This is a genomic window from Halobacillus sp., from assembly GCF_049282395.1.
In the GTDB taxonomy this organism is placed as follows: Bacteria; Bacillota; Bacilli; order Bacillales; family Halobacillaceae; genus Halobacillus.
Genome location: NZ_JBAPTY010000275.1, coordinates 20,137 through 38,500 on the forward strand (window position 1 = coordinate 20,137; position 18,364 = coordinate 38,500).

An 18,364-nucleotide genomic window follows, 5' to 3' on the forward strand; every position below is an offset into this window, starting at 1 on the left:
TTTTATTAATTTTTTATTTGCAAAATATGTTATTGTTGTACCATAACTTGATGAAGTATATCATTAGATTAACTACACTTAAGTAAAGGGGTTTGGTTATGGCAGATGAACGAAGAATTGAACCATTCCGCTACTCATTTAATGAACCGCTGCCAGGGTTTTATAATAAAAAATTAAACCCGAATATCTCCGGACCGCTGCAAGTGAAAGACATCAGCTTGAATGGCCTGCGCTTCTCTTGTGATGAGAACCCGGATCTCTCTATGACAGATGAGGTTCTTCTTTCGTTTATTTATCATAAAGAAACGTACTCAGCAGAAGGACGAATCATTTGGATCAGCTCAGACAATGGTACGATGACTTGCGGGGTTAACATATTTATGTTCCCTGAATCTCTCCGCAATGAAATTTACCGCCTGGGTAATTCCCTGAACAAAAATAAGAACTTTATATAATTTAAAGCCTCCCACACGGGGAGACTTTCTTTGGATATAAAATACCACCTCAGGTCATCCAATATTTGGATGACCTGAGGTGGTGATTTTTGGTTTATGGGTGATAGGTGATGGGATCGTGTGTTATTTTGCTATTTTGATGAGGCCGTTTTGGAAGGTTCTGATTCATTTCCTTCTAAATCGACCGTTGTTACATAATATTTGTATTGAGAAGCTTCGGGATCTGCATACGCTTTTCTCTCATGATTCGAGATACTGGCAACTTTTTCAAATTCCTCTCCATCCTTACTTCTATATACTCTATAGCCCGCTACATAATCTTTACGAACGGCGTACCATGTAACAAGGCTTCCGTTAACTTCGATATTCGTAGGAGCTTTAATATCTGCCTTTTCCATTTCAACTTCTTTCAGGGTGGAGTAAACGACCAGACGATCCTGGTGACCGCCTTGATCCCTAACGAACTCCCCCGTACAAGTGATAAGGTTCAGCCTTTTTTCATCAGTGGGGCCAAAAATCCGACCGATTGGGGACTCTTTCTCTGGATAACTTTCCAATTTCTGAACGACGTATGTTTTCTTTTTGCCGTTTTGATCCGTGACTGTAATTTCATCCCCTTTTTCAAGCTTATCCAAGTCATAGAAAACCGCAGGACCTGTACGACTGTCCACGTGCCCGGCAATAACTGAATTCCCTGTATTCCCAGGTTCCGTACCAGGTTCAAACCACCCCGCTTTATCGGGATCTTCAGGCACGCCCATTTGTCCATTATCAAGGACGCCAACCGATTCAATGTCAGAATTAACATCAATAGCAGGGATTTGAATATTGGCAGGAACAATTCCAGTTTCTTTCTGCTTTTCTTCTTTCACCACTTCAGATGAATTCATATCTTTATTTTTATTAATTACAGTGAACTCTCCGCCAGCCACCTGTTCCTTCAGCTTTTCCTCGGATGGTGTAATATCTGAGGCTTCGACCTCTGGATTTTCAATTCTCTCTACTTGAGTTTCCGTATCCGAACTGGTCAGATTCGCCCATACATTCGTTTCATACCCAACCATGAGAAGGGCTACTATTCCTACGACTGTAAAGTAAATCTTCCACTTCATCTCCATAACCCATCACCTTTTCTTTTATTGATTATTTCATAATTTAAAATAATTAAGAAGAGAGGAGGCTCCTCTCTTCTTAATTCTAACGAACCCACTCATGTGAAGCGAATTTATTGATTAGATTTCTTTCTATAAAGTACTCCACCTGAGAGAAGAGCAAGAATTCCAAATGCTGCCCAGGCCCATGCTGATAGTGAACCTGCCTCACTCATTCCGCCCATTCCTGTATCAGGCATTTCTTCAGGCATTTGATCGTTAGCGAACTGATCTGGCATTTGCTTAGCTATCGCATCTCCAAGCGTTTCACCGATACCAAACATAAAGCCGTAACCCTCACGGAAGCTGTTATAAGCAGCTTCATAATCTTGCGCTGCATAGTGATCAAACGTTTCGAGAACATCTTCTTCATGTGTCCATACCGCTTCAGTTGCGGCTTCTTGAGGAAGGTTGCCTTCCGTGGCTGAAGCTAGGAAAACACCGAAATCTTCCGCAAACATTTTCAAGCTTTCTTCTGCATCCATCCGAGCTTCTTCATTGTTTTCCAAAGCTGCTGTTACAATATCAGATTGAGCTGTGATATGATCCTGCTGCCATACTTTCTCAAATTGCTCTGCCCCTTGTTCTCCATAAAGAGACTCGATTGTTGCCGCAAATTCTTTCGTATGTTCATTTTCTGCCCAGGTTACAAAATCGTAATCAGGAGCCTGGTTGAATCCTTTTTGCATTTCAAGAGTTGCCAGCGCAAAGTGCTCAGATGCCAGCGCATTCAAGTTAGAACGAAGATCTGCTGCCTTAGAATCTGCTGCAGTCTGCTGAAATTTGTCCGGCATTTGGGTCGTAATAGCTGTGGACAAGGCTTTACTAATATCAAACATCCGATGGAATCCTTCGCGGAAAGATTGATAAGCCTTCTGGTATTCTTCATTTACATAGTGGTCAAAAACGTTAATTACGTCCTCTTCGTGAGCAGCCAGTACTTTCTTTGCTGCTTCTTCAGACAGATTTCCCTCTGTTGCTTTTGATAGAAATGCTCCAAATTCATTCACAAATTCTTCTACTTCTTGTTCAGCCGCTTTGCGGGCTTCTGGGTCATCATTCTTTGCCGCTTTCACAAAATCGTCGGAATAATCATTATGACCTCTAAATATGTCCTCAAACTGCTCCGCTGCTTCTTCACCATAGACAGAAGCGATTGCCGGTGTCATATCCTGCGCATTTTGATCCAGCTTATTCCAAACCTGATCGGCATCTTCAGCGTCCTCATAAGATTTCATCATAAACGTAGTAGCCAGTACAAAGTGTTCCGACAACAATTTGTCCAAATCTGCTCTTAAATCCGCGGCAGGGGTTTTAACTGTCGCCATTGTGTCCCCGTGGTTATCAGCCAATGCTGCGGATGGTGCTAAAAGCAGTATCGCCATCATAATGGTCAAAATTTTCTTTAGTGATTTCATGCTCTCATCTCTCCTTTTGATTTTTTCATTTTTTCCGTTGAGTGATTTGCTTTTCACATAGCTATCGTCTAATAAAATCAATTGGATCACTTTTTTGTAAATTTCTTTTTTAATTTTTTAAAATAAAAAAACACCTCAGGTCATCCAAATTATGGATGACCTGAGGTGGAAATAAATAGGAGTCTTATTCTGTTGTTTCTTCTGTTTTGTTTTTACGGAACTTTCCGGTGATCTTATTGGATAAATCGTCAAGGTACGTATAAACCACCGGTATTAAGATAAGTGTAAAGAAACTGGACACCGTCAAGCCAAAGATAATTGTAACGGCTAGCGGCTGCTGAGCTTCCGCACCTCGGCCGATCCCTATGGCCAGCGGCACCATTCCAAGGACCGTAGTCAGCGTAGTCATAAGGATAGGACGCAGACGGTTCGGTCCAGCTTCAAGAATGGCTTCATAACGGTCATAAGATTTCCTTCGCAGGATATTAATGTAGTCCACAAGAACAATGGCGTTGTTGACCACAATACCTGCGAGCATAATAATACCTACAAATGCCGGCAAACTGAACGGTAAATTCGTAATGAACAGACCGCCGGTAATACCGATTAGAGTTGCAGGCAAGGAGAACATAATGATGAACGGAAACAGGAAGTTTTCAAATTGAATGGCCATTACGGCGTAGACCAGGAAGAGGGAGAAGATTAACGCTAAGGAAAGATCCCCAAAAGCTTCCTGCATATCCTGTGCCTGTCCTCCAATTTCAAAAGAATAGCCATCAGGCATGTTCAGGCTCTCCAATTCTGCTCGAACGTCCTCTGTTACGCTTCCCAGGTCCCGTCCTGCGACTTCCGATTCTACATTGACTTGCGGCTGCTGGTCCTGACGAAGCAGCGTAACTGGACCCTGAACTTGTTCAAGTTCAGCAATAGATGCCAGCGGAACAAGTCCTCCATTAGGTGTTTGTACCGTCATTCCTTCCAAGTCAGAAATTGTCTGTCTCTCATCTTCCGGTAGAATCAACCGTACATCAAGTTCGTCGCCGCCCTGGCGATATCGGGTAGCAATTTGACCATTAAACGCAAGCTGAGTCTGTCCAATCACCTGCTGATAAGAAAGACCATATTGCGCCGCTTTTTCCCGGTTTACATTAATACGCATTTCCGGACGCCCTTCCTCCGTAGAAGAAGTAGCATTACTCACACCCTCGACTTGATTCATAACATAAGAAACCTGATTGGCTAATTGGGAAAGGACTTCAAAGTCATCACCATTTAGCTGTACTTGAAGCGGAGCTCCTGTGCCCAGTCCTGCATTCAATTCACTTACTTGAACTTCAGCACCAGCCAGGCCGCTCAGAGATTCATCCAGCTGTTCCATTACTCGCTGCGTGGTCCTTTCCCGTTCATCGGGGTCCACCAGTTGTATGGTGTAGGAAGCCTGATCAGAGGAGCCATTTCCAACGCTTCCCATGCCGCCTCCACCTACAGATAAGTAGCTGACATCAATAACGTCTCCGAACTCTTCAATTCGTGAATCAATTTGGTTTGTAAACTCTTCTGTATCTTCAATAGATGTGCCGGACGGCATTTCCACACTCACTTCAATTTGACCTTGATCAGAAGGAGGTATAAATTCCGTTCCAATGAGAGGAATTAAAGCCGCACTTCCTGCTATAAGAGCCGCAGTAATGGCTATAGTTGTCTTTCTGAACTTTAATACCCTTCGCAGTAAAGAGCGATATTTATCATTTACTTTATCAAGGAATCGATCAAACCAGTAACGCCGTCCGCTATCTTTCAATGATTTCGTCAGCAATTTTGAGGAAAGCATAGGGATTAAGGTTACTGATACAGCCAGCGATGCAATTAAGGCAAACATAATAGTCAACGCTAAAGGGGTAAACAGCTCGGAAGCAATTCCCTCAACAAATATAATTGGTAAAAATACGACAAGCGTTGTAGTAGCTGAAGCAACTACTGCTGGAGCCAGTTCAGATGCTCCCTCTTTAGCCGCTTCCACCATCGAGTAACCCTGCTGCCGATAGCTGACGATATTTTCTAATATGACGATGGAACTATCCACCATCATCCCTATGCCTAAAGCAAGTCCACCCATCGTTAGTACATTCAATGTTTCCCCTGTAAAATACATAAGAGTAAACGTTGAAATAATCGCAATCGGGATCGAGATGCCAATTACAAGAGTGGCCCTGATACTTTTCAGGAACAATAGTAATATAAGAATAGAGAAAATTCCCCCGAGAATGATGTTCAGCACGACACTGTTAATCGAAATCTTTATAAATTCAGATGTATCCAGCACGATTTCCGAACTTACATTTTCCGGAAGATCTGCACTTCCTTCATCAAGTGCTTCTCGAACGTTATTAGCCGCTTCTACGGTATTCGCATCGGTTTTTTTAAGAACTGAGAGTACAACTGAAGAAGAACCATTTACTTTTGCGACTGTATTAGAATTGGTAAGCTTTTCTTCCACCTCAGCTATTTGATCCAAGGTTACCTGCGCACCAGATGGCGATTGTAGAATTGTACTACGAACATCTTCAATTGACTCAAACTCGCCATCAATTCTAATTTGCAGATCTTTTTGTCCTTTATCTACAGCACCTGCAGAGGCCGACTGATTGGAAGCATTCAACGTCTGAACAATGGTTTGAGAATCAAGACCATACTGAGCCATCTGAGCACGGTCCACCAATACCTGTACTTCCCTTACCTTGCCGCCTTCGATACTTACGGACGCCACACCTTCCTGCCTTTCCAGGAAAGGGACAAGCCGGTTCTCAGCCACTTGCTGTAATTCTTCAGGATCATCACCTGATAATCCAACCGTCATGATCGGGAGTTGCTGTGGATCAAAGCGCAGAACACTAGGTTCTCCCGCTCCATCTGGAAGAGCAGCCCGCACCTGATCTACATTTTCCCTCACCTGAAGCAAAGTACTGTCCAAATCTACTCCCGTATTAAATTGCAATAGAACGAGCGAAGCCCCAGCCTGCGATTGGGACTGGAGCACTTCAAGACCTTCAATCGAACTTACGGAGGATTCGACGGGCCGGCTGACCAGTTCTTCCACCTCTTGTGGTGCTGCTCCTTCATAGGAAGTAGAAACTACGGCAATGGGCAGGTCAATTTCCGGATAGAGATCAATCGTCAAGCTACGTAAAGAAACAAATCCTAAAGCGAGAATAGCTGCGACAATCATGATAACCCCAACAGGGCGCTTGACAGACAGATTAACTAGCTTCACTCTGTTCGTCCTCCTCCATGATCGTCACTTTCCCGCCATCTGTCAGCGTCAGCTGACCCGTAGTAATCACTTGAGCATCTGCTGGAAGTTCAGCATTAATGGCTGTACGTTCGGTTTGAGCTTCCACTACTTCAACATTTACACGTACAGCTTTCCCATCCACTACATGGTAGATATAAGACTGATTACCTTCTTCCATTACGGCATCCGTTGGTACAACCAAACTGTTTTCCACTACTGTTTCAGGCAGTAAGAAAGTCGCCATCATGCCCGGTTTGATACGCTCTTCGCCATTTTCAACTGCTGCTTCAACAGGATAAAGACCCGTATCGTCAGGAATAGAAGACACGGATTCTACGGTAGAAGTTACCTTCTCATCTAACGTACTAATTTCCACTTCCAGTTCATCTCCATTATTGAATAGAGAAAGCTGCTCAGCTGTAATCGATGCTGTTACCGTCATAGGGTTCAGTCCTACAATAGTAGCAAAGGGCTGCTGATTCGTTACGAGTGCGCCCTCCGTTACTTCAAGGGAAGCAATCTCACCGGTAGCCGGGGCTTTAATAATTTTGTTCGAGGTTTGATCCTGCGTTTGGTTCAGCTGGACATTCGCCTGCTCCACCTGCAGTTCAGCCTGATCAACAGCAATCCTAGCTTGTTCCAGTTGCTGACGAGCCTGATCCACCTGTGCTTCAGCCTGAGCTATGCCGGAGGATTGCTGCGATCCACCCTTAAGCTGTTTAAGCTGAGCCTGGGCCTGATCCGCCCTGCTTTGAGCCTGTTGATATAGAACCTCAGGAATGATTCCTTCTTCAAAAAGTGATTTCGTCTGATCAGCAAGCCCCTGGGCTTGCTCATATTGCTGCTTAGCCATCTCTTTCGCCTGCTCATTTTGATTTTCCTGTGCATCTTCGGCCTCTTCAGCTAATTCCAGCTGATCCTGCGCATTTTCAAGGCCACTTTCCGCCTGCTCTTTAGAAATCTGCGCATTTTCAAGCTGTTTTTCTGCTTGGCGTACAGCGATTTGCTGAAGTTCAACCTGGCTTTCTCCATCCCCAGGATCCACTACACCAATTTGCTGTCCTTCTTCAATCCGGTCTCCTTTGGAAACGTTCAGCGTAACCAGCTCTCCTGGGGTTTCAGAAATAACGGGGGTCGTATCAGAAGTTGTCGTTCGTCCAATTATTTCGCGATTTATGACAAAATCCTCTTTCTGAACTTGTTCAACTTCTACCGGTGTTACTCTTTCCTCTGTTTCTTCTTCCGTGTTGTCGTTTGAACAGGCGGCCAGAAAAATTAATAGAAATATCAGCACGGCTATTCTTTTCATGTAAGACTTCCTCTCCTTCTATATCTAAGCAGCTCATTTAAAAACCAGAAAACTAGTGTGCGAGGGCGATTATGTAACTTTTTCATTTCCGTAGTGTCTCCTTGAGGACAACTTCCATTCCTTCACTCACGTTCAATTTCATTCTGACCAAGTAGTCATAATTATGAATAATGTTACTAAAGTACGGATTGTAATGCAACTTGTACAAAACACTCTAAAATGACAATATTGTGTCACTTTTTCTGGAAAATAGATTAAATAATGAATTTAAAAAAGTACTCATAAAAAAAGCCGGACCCTGGGCCGGATCCGGTTATTTTTATTGAATGATATTTCCGAGCTGTGCTGTCATTAAGTCCAACTTTTTGACCTTTGGAAGATTGTAATCGCGAAAGCGTTCATCAAAGTGCTTGAACATGGGCTCCATAGCTTCATCATCGATTAGTTCCGTATAAGTTCTGTAAGCATGCTGATATTGTTTCATGTAACGCTTCATCTTCTTCTCAAAACCGGACAAGTGATAAGTGGAAGAAAAGTCGAATGCTTTCACAATATCACTATCGTATGTTGGGAATTCAGGATTGATCGCATGCAGCATGGAAGCCGCTAATGGGAACTGCATGGTCGGGTTGCCTTTGTGGTTCTTAATCTCGTACAAGCTCTTTGTAATTTGTACAATGTTCGGTCTTTCTTCTTTTCTCTGCTCTTCCATCAACTTAAAATAAGATGTTTCGAACTCATTCGTTAAGCTGGGATTGTCTAATCGGAAAAAATAACGAAAGATAAATTGATATAAACTATCATCCGGTACGTAAGTATTCTGGAACTCTCTATGAAGATAGAGGTAGACGTCCAGTTTTTCCTGTGGAATTTTGTTGACTACACTTTCAAAGTCTTCTAAAAGTAAGTCCTTTAAATCGCTTGCCGTTCTGTATTTCATTAATAATCACCTCTATTCGCTTATTCCACACCAATAAAACCAGGAAACGTAAAATTATAAAGGATTTATTAATGTGTATCTTACCTCTATTCTACATAAGCGAAACGGATTTTCCAATCAATTTCAAATAGTCGGACTTAGTTTTAAAGAGTCCGGAAAATTGTTTATATCTTTCTTTACTAACCGATATAATGATTAAGCCATACCTTTCTGCGTAAATAATCCTTAGCAGGAACGATACAATAAAGCCTGTGCCATGCACCTATTTCTTTTAGAAGGCGAGGAAACTATGTGAATCACACGGCAAAAATGCTGGCGGTCAGTGGAGTTATTTCTTTTCTAGCTGGAGTTGGATTGCTTTTACTCGATTTTTTGTCGGCCTTTCATTTTCTTATTCCTCTTCTAACCCTGGGTGGCATATGTATGGTGATCATTTCAGTATTTTTATCCTATAATAGCAAACAAAATAAAAGCCGCTAAGTTTAGCGGCTTTTCTACTATTGATTGTCCTTACTATCATTTTCATTTTCTGTCATGTCATTCTCCATGGTATCTTCGTTCGTCATATCTTCTTCTGTAGCATCATTTTCCCCATCCGTCATATCTTCTTGATCCATATTTTCTTCGTCGTCCTCATTCATACCGTCTTCATTCATTTGATTCTCTTCTTTGTTCTCTTCCTCATTCATATTCTGTTCCGTGTCATTTTCTTCTTTACCCATTGGATCTTCATCCGTACCACAGGCACCTAGAAGGGAAACCATCAGCATAGCAATTAGTAACTTAATTGATAGAGACTTCATTTATATTCCTCCTTTTTAATGATTACGATCAATAGTATATCCGCACTGGTAATACTCATCCATTTTTACCAAAAAAATTCCGGCCGAAGCCGGAATAAATAGTTGAAGCTTTAATTCTTCTTCTGATATTCAATGGATCGAATCAAAAAGGCAGCAAATTGCTCTCGTGTCACCGTTTCTGATGGGCCGAACTGGTCGGCACTTACTCCAGAAGTTATCCCTGCATGGTACAGACGATTTACTGATTCGTCATACCATATGTCCTCTTTTACATCCACAAACGGATGCTCTTTCGATGATTTCTCAAAATTATAGACATTCTGCAGCAGGACAGCCATTTCGCTCCGCTTCAAATCATCTTCTATATGGAAGTTTCCTTTCTCATCTCCATTAAAAATACCTTCATCAGCTACAGCGGATACAGTATCAAAATAACGGTTCTCAGGGGATACATCCACAAAACCAGGGTCTGGACGACCAGTCAATGAAAGATTCTCAGCACGCACGAAAAGCATAGCGGCATGAATACGAATTAAATTCTCCTTCATCCCGAAAGTATCTTCATTATGGCCTCTAAGGATGTTCATATCGAATAATTGATCAATACTCTCTTCAGCATAATGATTAGCAGGTACGTCTTTAAATTTATTTCTTAAATAATTCGATGCTACATATCCCTCAGTGCCGTTCTCTTTTTCAACTTTATACCATACAAATGGATTTAAACTGACCGGACTTTTTTCATACGTATAGGAAGCTTCGATCGTCAGGTGTTCCCCCTGTTTCACTTTTCCTATTACGTTCGGGTTGGAAGTTGTCGGCTGGGAGCGCAAATTAACCTCTTGAACGGCCCCAACGGTTTGTCCCTTTTTATAAAAATAGTTGGAAGATGTAAATGGCTCCAGAAAACGATACTCCATGGTTGCAAACTGAATGTTATCTCTTTTTGCAGGGTCATAGTCAAAATCATCCCTTGAAAAATCTAATTCCCCAAGTTCGCGGTCCATGTTTCTTTCGATGATCTCGAACACTTCTTCTTGATAAGCTTCTTTATTCTCGTCACCATTCTCCTGGAGAACCGGACTATTTACTGGTTTAATACCATTATAGGCCATTACAGCGAAATACCAGTTTTCTATATAATTTCTTTGATATGCGTTAACAGATCCTTCACTTTTATTGATGGATGGCAGGTCGTTTCGATCATACATTTTGTTTAAAATCTCGACACCAGCTTCAATATTGTACACGATATCCTGCTTTAAGCGTGAATCATCATAGGTATTCTTCTGCGTCACCTGCATGATTCCAATTCCGCCATCTTCTGAGATAAGCGGCTTGTTGTCTTCATACTGTTTCCAGGCACTTTCTTTTTCAGCAACAGCTTTAACAATTTCAGGAGGTACATCATACTTAACAGCCGCCTCTGTTAAAAGACAATTGATGGTTTGCTGGTCAGGGTTCACGCCATCTGAATGTTCGAAACTGCATTTATCTGCAATTTTCGTTTCTGCATGTACACTTGGAATGAGAAAGATGTTCACACCGACCAGGAAAAACAAGACTCCAAAGGCTTTAAGATAATTTCTAATGCGAAGCCACTCCTTCTGTTAGATTCATAGATTTATTCTTTCAACGCTAGAATTATACCATTTTTTACCTTTAAACCCCATAAAAAATGACCCGGACCTTAAGATCCGAGTCATTTAAATTATTTCAAAGCGAACATAATTTCAGCCTCACAGGCTACTTCACCATCTACGGTTGCTTTCGCTTTTCCTTTCCCCATCGGTCCTTTCAGTCTTACAATGTCCACTTCAAGTTTTAGACGGTCGCCTGGTTTTACCTGGCGCTTAAAGCGGCACTTATCAATACCTGTAAAAAAGGCCAGTTTCCCCTGGTTTTCTTCTTTTTTAAGCATAGCTACCGCTCCCATTTGAGCTAGGGCTTCCGTAATTAACACCCCTGGCATCACCGGGTAATCAGGAAAGTGTCCCTGAAAAAACGGTTCATTCATCGTTACATTCTTGTATCCTACAGCGCGTTCTCCTTCTACAATTTCTTCGACTTGATCAATTAGCAGAAACGGATACCTGTGTGGAATAATTTCTTTAATTTCTTGGATATCTAACATACATGCAGCTCCTTTTGTTCATTCTACCCTTATTATATAGATGGATGTCCCTCTCGACAAAAGATAATTAAGACTTCCCTTTAAAACCGAGGCAATAAAATCATAATAATGATTGTTGCATATAGGCTACCATTACTTGAAGACTTGATTTCGAGATATTGTTTATGAGGAAGATCATTCGGGGGAAGGAGCTAGGCGAGACCCCACAGGGAGTGATAACGACCGAGGAGGCTTATTGTTAAAGGAGGGCCACGCCCTGTGGCAACTTCGATCGATCCTACGTCTTGTAGGGCCGCAGGAAAGCGAGTTGTTTCCGTAGCCAAACCCTCTCTATATGAGCAACGGACCCGAATTATCTCGAAACTGAGTCTTCCACAATCCGGCCGTTTGTGCAAAAACGCTTATCTTACAATTCATCACTATTTATCAGTTTGCACTAAAAAACACAAAAGTCTTCTAGAAAATTATAAACCGCTGTGACTAAAGTGGTCACAGCGGTTTATTTTATGACGAGCGAGTTAACTCCTTGTTATCTTCCTGCTGGGAAGAAAACGAACGTTCTCCGTCGTTCATCTCCTGAGTTTGTTCCCATTCTTTCACTGGAGAAGACGGACTCATCCAGAAAGTGTACCAGGAACCTTCTTTAACAATCGGATCTAAATCATACATATCAAAATTAGAATGAGCTGTAACCTCTTTTAACTCTTTCTTATCAGGCAGCGCAAAAAGATTCGAATGAGCTACAAAGAAGCTGTTAAACGCTGAAGAAAAAGCTTCCCCATGCTCGGTTTCATTAATAGGTGTGATAACAGAAACGACTCCTTGAGCTTCCACATAACTATACATTTGCTCTAGAAGATCAGGGCGCGAATCTGGATGAACATAATGAAAGATATTGTGAAGCAGTACAACGTCCACTTTCTTTCCATCTACCGGCTCCCATTCATTTATATCTCCTACTTCAAACTTTATATTAGAGAAATCATCAGATAATACGCGTGCACGATCGATGACCTTTTGGTTCAGATCTACCCCAATCATCTGGACATCCGGGAATTCTTCTGCTAACTTTCGCAGGTAACCGCCGTGGCCGCATCCAAGATCCACAATGGTATCTACTTTTCTTGCGCGTATCATCTTCTTAATCTTTTTAATCGCAAAGTGTTCAAGCAGGGCTGAAGTTTCCGCCACAACTTCTCCATGCCTCTCATGGTCGAACAGGGCACGCTCATGAGACTTTAGTATAGAGGGATATTGCAGCATTGTAGGAATATGAAGCTCCATCATCTCTTTCAGCAATGCTTTAACACCAGGCGACTGCTCCTGACCCATAAGAGCAGAACATCTTCTTTTTGACGTACGGTAACGTTCATTTGGACGCTTCTTCAGGTGCTTAACTGCGACTCCTACTTTAACCCAGGAAGCTAATAAATCATAGGAGTACCCTGTTTTTTCACTTACCGCTTCTACTGTCCTCGCTGATTCGAATTCATCAAACAGTCCTAACTCAGATCCCACATAAGCATGCCAGCTTGGCAGAAACGATTCATTCTTTTTCATCCACTTTCTAGCCTGCATAGCCGTTACCCATTCATTCATATGATTCATCCTTTCCTAGTTCTCTTTTTCCCATGGATAGTCTTCTGATTCTGAAAATAAGTATTTCCACTGTGTCTTATCTTTTATCTTTTTACGGCGTGCTGGAAGAACGCTTCCCTGGATCGCCCGATCGAGTAAGTTGAAATTCCATGCTCCCAATCCGGATATATTGAGCATTTGTTTCACGTGAAGCTGATCATCATCGTAAATCCGCTGGACAGCCCTCATTCGGACTTTTCTCCACCATTCGAAACGGAAAGAATAGACGAGTGCTGACAGGTGACTTAAATGAAGAAGGGAGGAAACACGAGGCTTCCTTACATCTTCATAGTAATGCAAATACTCATGATAATTTTCATTATTTTCTTTACACCATGCAAGCAGTTCTCCAAGGACATCAGCATCCTGTACAGCCAGGTTCATACCCTCTCCAGCCATGGGATGAACGGTGTGAGCAGCGTCACCTATAATGGCAAGGTTTCCAGAATAATACTTGTCCACGTGATAGGTATAGGGAATCATAAGCTGAACTTTTTTCCAATCGTCAATGGTACGCACTCCCTCTGACAACTCTGGTTCAAGTTCGCTGTAGGCTTGGTAGAGGTACTCAAGCCCCTTTTCTTTAATGGTCTTGTATTCTCCAGCTTTTATCAGATAAACGGTTCTCACTTCATTATCAGGGAGAGGAAACAAGCCTAGAAAGCGGTCGGCTGTGGTTATAATTTTTCCTTTGGTGTAAGATGCTGGTCTAGGCATTGTGACTGTTAGAAAATGGTGATTGTAGTCTTTACGCTTCACATCAGCATTCATAGCTTTTCGAGTAGGGGAGCTGCGCCCCTCTGCGCCGATATATACCTTGGCTTCTATATAGAAAGTCTCCTTTTTCTGTTTCACCTTTGCCATTCCTTTTTCAAAACCTAAAAATCGAGCACCGCCTAAATAGTGGAAATGTTCTTCGAAGGTTTGTCCCTTATCCCGTATAATGGACTTCGTTCTCTCATGCGGAACCATTAAAGCATGGTCATATTTACTGGCCACTCGACTATAATTCAGCTCCGTTAAATTAATCTCTTCAGGGGATTCCCCTTCATGGCGGTGAATTTCCTGAAATCTAAGCTGGTCAATCACGTGACCGCATCCTTCAATTTCATCAATGACTCCAAGTCTTTCCAGTATCGCAATGGTTTTAGGCTGCAGCAATTCTCCTTTATATACAGGTGACTCCTTCGTCAGCTGTTCAGCAATCGTGACATGAACGCCGCGACTGGCCAGTTTAGCTGCCAGTGTTAAACCTCCAACACCTCCACCAGCGATAAATACGTCGGTTCTCAAAGCTTGCGTCCTCCCCACTAAATAAATGATTAGATTTAAGATTTATTCCCTAAATAACTGTTTCAGAAACAAGTTGATGTGCCAGACATTTCCTTTTCATCCCCTGGACATAAAAAAACACGAGTCTTTAAGACCCGTGTAGAATTGTTCTCATGCTATTCCGTTTTTGTAACAATATCCCAAATGTGCTGCCAAGTGTCCCAGCTGAGAGCATCCATAGGTTTTCCGTCTCCGATCACTCCGTATCCGACCATTAACCCAATAAACAAAGCCACGATACTTAAGGCCAGAACAATGATAATACGCAACCAAATAGGAAGAACACGGATACGACTTTTATGTCCCGTCTTTTCATTGAAGGTCTTTTTCAGCTTCTGCCAATACCCTTGTTTCTTTGTATGATCTTGTTTAGTCGCTTCGTCTAAAGCTTTACGTTTCTTCTGTCTATCCTTTTCACGTTTATGGTTTTTGTCATTTGTATTAGGATCTGTTGCCATGGTCGTCAAACTCCTTACGTTTATGATCTGAGCTGATTGATCAGACCCATCATCTGATCACCCGTGGAAATCGATTTTGCATTAAATTGGTAAGCTCGCTGAGCATTAAGCATATCCGTCATTTGCTTGGAAATATCAACGTTAGAAGATTCAAGTGTTTGGTTCTGTACCCGTGTTTCATTTGGAGGAACTTCTGAGGTTATTTCTGTTCCTTCCATACCACTGGGAACTTTAAAGCGATTGCCGTCCACCGCCTCAAGCATTCTTGGTCTTACGGCTTCCACTACTCCAAGCTGCCCTTCAACGGAAGACTGACCGTCGCGTGTTACCACCACTGAACCTTCTTCATTGATCTTCAATTCCGTAAATCCATTTTCAAGAACAATAGAATCTCCCGCGTCTCCAAGTACAGGATACCCTTCCGCGTCTGTGAGCATTACTTCATTGTCGTTTACCGGATTTAAATAAAAATTCCCTGCTCGAGTGTACTGTGTCTCTAAGCCCGCTTCTGTAGGAATTTGTAATTGAAATAAATGACTCTTCTCTAACAAGGCGATGTCCAGTTCTCTACCTGTATTCTGAAGGCTTCCCTGGCTAAGGTCAACATTTGTGTGACCAAGACTTGCCCCTGACCCTATTCTTACTCCATCAGGTGTCTGACGGCTTCCGGGAGCTGGTTCGGAGGATAAATTGTCGATTTGCTGATATAACAATGAAGAAAAGTCGGCCTGTCGACTTTTGTAGCCAGTCGTGTTCCCATTAGCAAGATTATTCCCTATTAAATCAAGCTTACTCTGCAGTTGTCCCATTGTAACAGAAGCCTGAATCATCGAACGGTTAATCAATAGTTCCCAACTCCTTATCGCAGTCTGGCAATCTCAGTGACTGTTTTCTGCATACTTTGGTCGTAAGCTTTAAGTACTCGTTGGTTCATTTCAAAAGACCGATATGTATTCATCATTTCCGTCATTGTACGGGCACTGTTTACATTGGAACTTTCAAGAAAGTTCTGTTTTACATCGACTTCAACTGTGTTATCTTCGCGGGCATCTATAAGCTGAGTGCCGTCTTCCCCAAGCCTGTATAGACCTTCGCCTTCCTTCACCATATCTTCCGCTGCCGGACTATAGGATAAGCCTAAAGGGATAGCTTGTCCCTCTACAGTGATTATACCTTCCTCAGAGACGTCAAATTCCATCCCGTTCGTTTCAATTGGATTTCCTGACTGATCCAATACATAATTCCCTTGATTAGTGGTCAAATACCCATCACCATCGACAGTGAAATTCCCATTTCTAGTGTAACGCTGTTCTCCTGACTCATTTTGAACATCAAAAAAAACAGAACCCGACTCGTCGGGCACGTTTCTTTGAAGGAGAGCTAAATCAGTACCAACACCCGTTTCTCTTAAATCACCTTGAGTGAAAGCGGGCACAGCCTCCTGCATATAAACACCTGTGTTAAGGGATCCGACAGGGTGCTGTACAGGAATATTCCTGCTCATTGTAGAACCAGAAGATTTGCGGCTTCCCATTTGTTCAATCAGCAATTCTGGAAAAGCACGCATCGTCCCCTGATCAGCTTTGTATCCTGGTGTATTCACGTTGGACATATTATTCGATAATGTTTCCTGCATGCGTTGATTAGCAAGCATTCCTGAGGCAGCTGTGTAGAATCCTCTTAACAAGGTGATCGCTCCTTTATTCAAAATTAACGAAAGCTATAAAACTATTTTACTGCGTTTATCCATGTTTTCCAGTATGATTCCTGTACCAGCAGCTACACAATCCATCGGGAGAGTAAGCAATCAGCACAGGGACTTTTAAATCTTCTAAAAGAAGCTGAGCCACACCGTGAAGAAGTGCACCTCCACCCGTCAAGGTAACCCCGCGGTCAATAATATCAGCAGAGAGCTCTGGAGGCGTCCGCTCTAATACTTCTCTAGCCGTTTGAACGATAACCTGAACAGGTTCGCGAAGCGCCTTCTCTATTTCTTCCGAACTGACTGAAATAGTACGGGGGAGCCCAGTAATCATATCACGGCCTCGAATATCAACTACTTCTATCCGAGTCGCTGGAAATACAGTACCTTCATTAATTTTTATATTCTCAGCAGTCCGTTCACCAATTAATAATTGGTACTCTTTTTATATATATTGAAGTATTTCCTGGTCCAATCGATTTCCTGCTATTTTGATAGATGAAGCTGTAACAATTTCCCCCATCGAAAGAACCGCTATATCAGTTGTTTCTCCCCCAATATCCACAACCATATTTCCATATGGCTGGTAGATATCCATGCCTGCACCTATCGCAGGCACTTTTGGTTCTTCTTCTAAAAAAACTTTCTTACCGCCTGCTTTTTCAGCTGCTTGCTTTATTGCCTGCTGTTCCACCTTGGTTATATTCGTTGGACAGCAGACCAGCATCCGTGGTCTGGATAGAAAGTTTCGAACATTTGTTTTTTTGGATAAAGTACTTGAGCATAGCTTCTGTTACATCGAAGTCTGCAATAACGCCATCCTTCAATGGACGGATAGCTTCAATATTCTCAGGTGTGCGTCCCACCATCCGCTGAGCATCTTCTCCTACTTCCAGTACTTTTCCAGTATTACGGTCCATCGCAACTACGGTTGGTTGATTTAATACGATCCCTTTACCCTTAACATGAATGAGCACGTTAGCTGTACCAAGGTCTATCCCGATATCTCTTGCAAATATGTCCTGTAGATCCTCCCTATTGAAAGCATCCATGCCCGTAAACACAAAATCGTCATAATCCTTCCGGTTAAGTGAGAGGTCCATAGTATTCAACCATGTTTTGGACATTCAACCTGCGTTCTGAAATTTTACATCTCTTAAAAAAATAACGTTCATTGCCTGTGTATCATCGTACACATCTAATTCTATATTCTATCATAAAATTATGACAATCGTCGCATTCGGGATGAAAAAATCATCTTATACGCAAGGGATTTTTCTTTAGAGAGGATGACAAAGGAAGTCATGCAAGAGGCTGCACAGGTCCTTCTTCAAGCAGTTGGGCTTTATACTTTCTTCGAGTTGCTTCTCCTCCGCGGAGGTGTCTGATCTCCTTATGATAATCTAGTATTTTTTTAACTTCTTTAGCAAGCTCCGGATTCACTTCCGGGAGCCTTTCTGTAAGATCTTTATGAACCGTACTTTTAGAAACGCCAAATTCCTTGGCGATCACTCTGACCGTTTTTTTAGTTTCAATGAGGTGCTCTCCAATCCTGATGGTCCTTTCTTTGATGTAATCATGCACTCCACTCGCCTCCTGTGATTGTCTATCCAAGGGGGTGGTTTCAAAGGAAAGCGCTTATGCTGTTAGTATGAGGGGGGTACTCTAGGTGTAAGTCATGGTGTTCCTCCCTGGACGTTACCGAGTGCTCGGTTATCCTCATTGTATTATT

15 protein-coding genes and 1 pseudogene are annotated in these 18,364 nt (G+C 42.3%); 1 reads left to right on the forward strand and 15 read right to left on the reverse strand.

The window, feature by feature from the left end; all coding sequences use genetic code 11:
• Nucleotides 1–98 precede the first annotated feature (98 nt).
• On the forward strand, nt 99–455 hold the full coding sequence (locus WAM07_RS11560; protein ID WP_422167010.1) for a PilZ domain-containing protein: 357 nt from the start codon (nt 99–101) through the stop codon (nt 453–455).
• A gap of 131 nt (nt 456–586) precedes the next feature.
• Here WAM07_RS11560 and WAM07_RS11565 read toward each other — a convergent pair whose 3' ends face one another.
• The 15 genes and pseudogenes from WAM07_RS11565 to spoIIID form a co-directional block, all read right to left on the reverse strand.
• The gene (locus WAM07_RS11565) at nt 587–1,567 is read right to left on the reverse strand and encodes a sortase domain-bontaining protein (protein WP_422167012.1); all 981 of its coding nucleotides are present in this window, start codon (nt 1,565–1,567) and stop codon (nt 587–589) included.
• A gap of 113 nt (nt 1,568–1,680) precedes the next feature.
• Complete coding sequence (locus WAM07_RS11570) at nt 1,681–3,024, reverse strand: copper amine oxidase (protein ID WP_422167014.1); 1,344 nt, start codon at nt 3,022–3,024, stop codon at nt 1,681–1,683.
• A 184-nt stretch (nt 3,025–3,208) separates the two neighbouring features.
• Nucleotides 3,209–6,295 (reverse strand): efflux RND transporter permease subunit, encoded by a 3,087-nt coding sequence (locus WAM07_RS11575; RefSeq protein ID WP_422167017.1) that lies wholly within the window; start codon nt 6,293–6,295, stop codon nt 3,209–3,211.
• Nucleotides 6,282–7,625: an efflux RND transporter periplasmic adaptor subunit gene (locus WAM07_RS11580; protein ID WP_422167019.1), complete on the reverse strand. Its 1,344-nt coding sequence runs from the start codon at nt 7,623–7,625 to the stop codon at nt 6,282–6,284. The genes WAM07_RS11575 and WAM07_RS11580 overlap by 14 nt, the downstream gene beginning before the upstream one ends.
• Nucleotides 7,626–7,944: 319 nt before the next feature.
• Nucleotides 7,945–8,565, reverse strand: a complete 621-nt coding sequence (locus WAM07_RS11585) for a hypothetical protein (protein ID WP_422167021.1) — start codon at nt 8,563–8,565, stop codon at nt 7,945–7,947.
• Nucleotides 8,566–9,062: 497 nt separating this feature from the next.
• A complete protein-coding gene (locus tag WAM07_RS11590; RefSeq protein WP_224893935.1) occupies nt 9,063–9,368 on the reverse strand; it encodes a hypothetical protein in 306 nt (101 codons plus the stop codon).
• A 110-nt stretch (nt 9,369–9,478) separates the two neighbouring features.
• Nucleotides 9,479–10,930 (reverse strand): S-layer homology domain-containing protein, encoded by a 1,452-nt coding sequence (locus WAM07_RS11595; RefSeq protein ID WP_422167024.1) that lies wholly within the window; start codon nt 10,928–10,930, stop codon nt 9,479–9,481.
• Between the two features lie 149 nt (nt 10,931–11,079).
• Nucleotides 11,080–11,502 (reverse strand): 3-hydroxyacyl-ACP dehydratase FabZ, encoded by a 423-nt coding sequence (gene fabZ / locus WAM07_RS11600; RefSeq protein WP_014644805.1) that lies wholly within the window; start codon nt 11,500–11,502, stop codon nt 11,080–11,082.
• A 504-nt stretch (nt 11,503–12,006) separates the two neighbouring features.
• Nucleotides 12,007–13,101 carry a class I SAM-dependent methyltransferase gene (locus WAM07_RS11605; RefSeq protein WP_422167026.1) on the reverse strand — a complete coding sequence of 365 codons (1,095 nt, stop codon included), beginning with the start codon at nt 13,099–13,101 and terminating at the stop codon, nt 12,007–12,009.
• A 15-nt stretch (nt 13,102–13,116) separates the two neighbouring features.
• Entirely contained in the window at nt 13,117–14,433 is a 1,317-nt protein-coding gene (locus WAM07_RS11610) for an FAD-dependent oxidoreductase (protein WP_422167027.1), read from the reverse strand.
• A gap of 155 nt (nt 14,434–14,588) precedes the next feature.
• Complete coding sequence (locus WAM07_RS11615; RefSeq protein ID WP_422167029.1) at nt 14,589–14,930, reverse strand: DNA-directed RNA polymerase subunit beta; 342 nt, start codon at nt 14,928–14,930, stop codon at nt 14,589–14,591.
• Between the two features lie 20 nt (nt 14,931–14,950).
• Nucleotides 14,951–15,775 (reverse strand): flagellar hook-basal body protein, encoded by an 825-nt coding sequence (locus tag WAM07_RS11620; protein ID WP_422167031.1) that lies wholly within the window; start codon nt 15,773–15,775, stop codon nt 14,951–14,953.
• Between the two features lie 14 nt (nt 15,776–15,789).
• Nucleotides 15,790–16,617: a flagellar hook-basal body protein gene (locus WAM07_RS11625; RefSeq protein WP_422167033.1), complete on the reverse strand. Its 828-nt coding sequence runs from the start codon at nt 16,615–16,617 to the stop codon at nt 15,790–15,792.
• A gap of 33 nt (nt 16,618–16,650) precedes the next feature.
• Nucleotides 16,651–17,651: pseudogene (mreB, locus tag WAM07_RS11630) on the reverse strand (rod shape-determining protein MreB).
• Between the two features lie 283 nt (nt 17,652–17,934).
• The gene (gene spoIIID, locus WAM07_RS11635) at nt 17,935–18,216 is read right to left on the reverse strand and encodes a sporulation transcriptional regulator SpoIIID (RefSeq protein WP_014644812.1); all 282 of its coding nucleotides are present in this window, start codon (nt 18,214–18,216) and stop codon (nt 17,935–17,937) included.
• Nucleotides 18,217–18,364 lie beyond the last annotated feature (148 nt).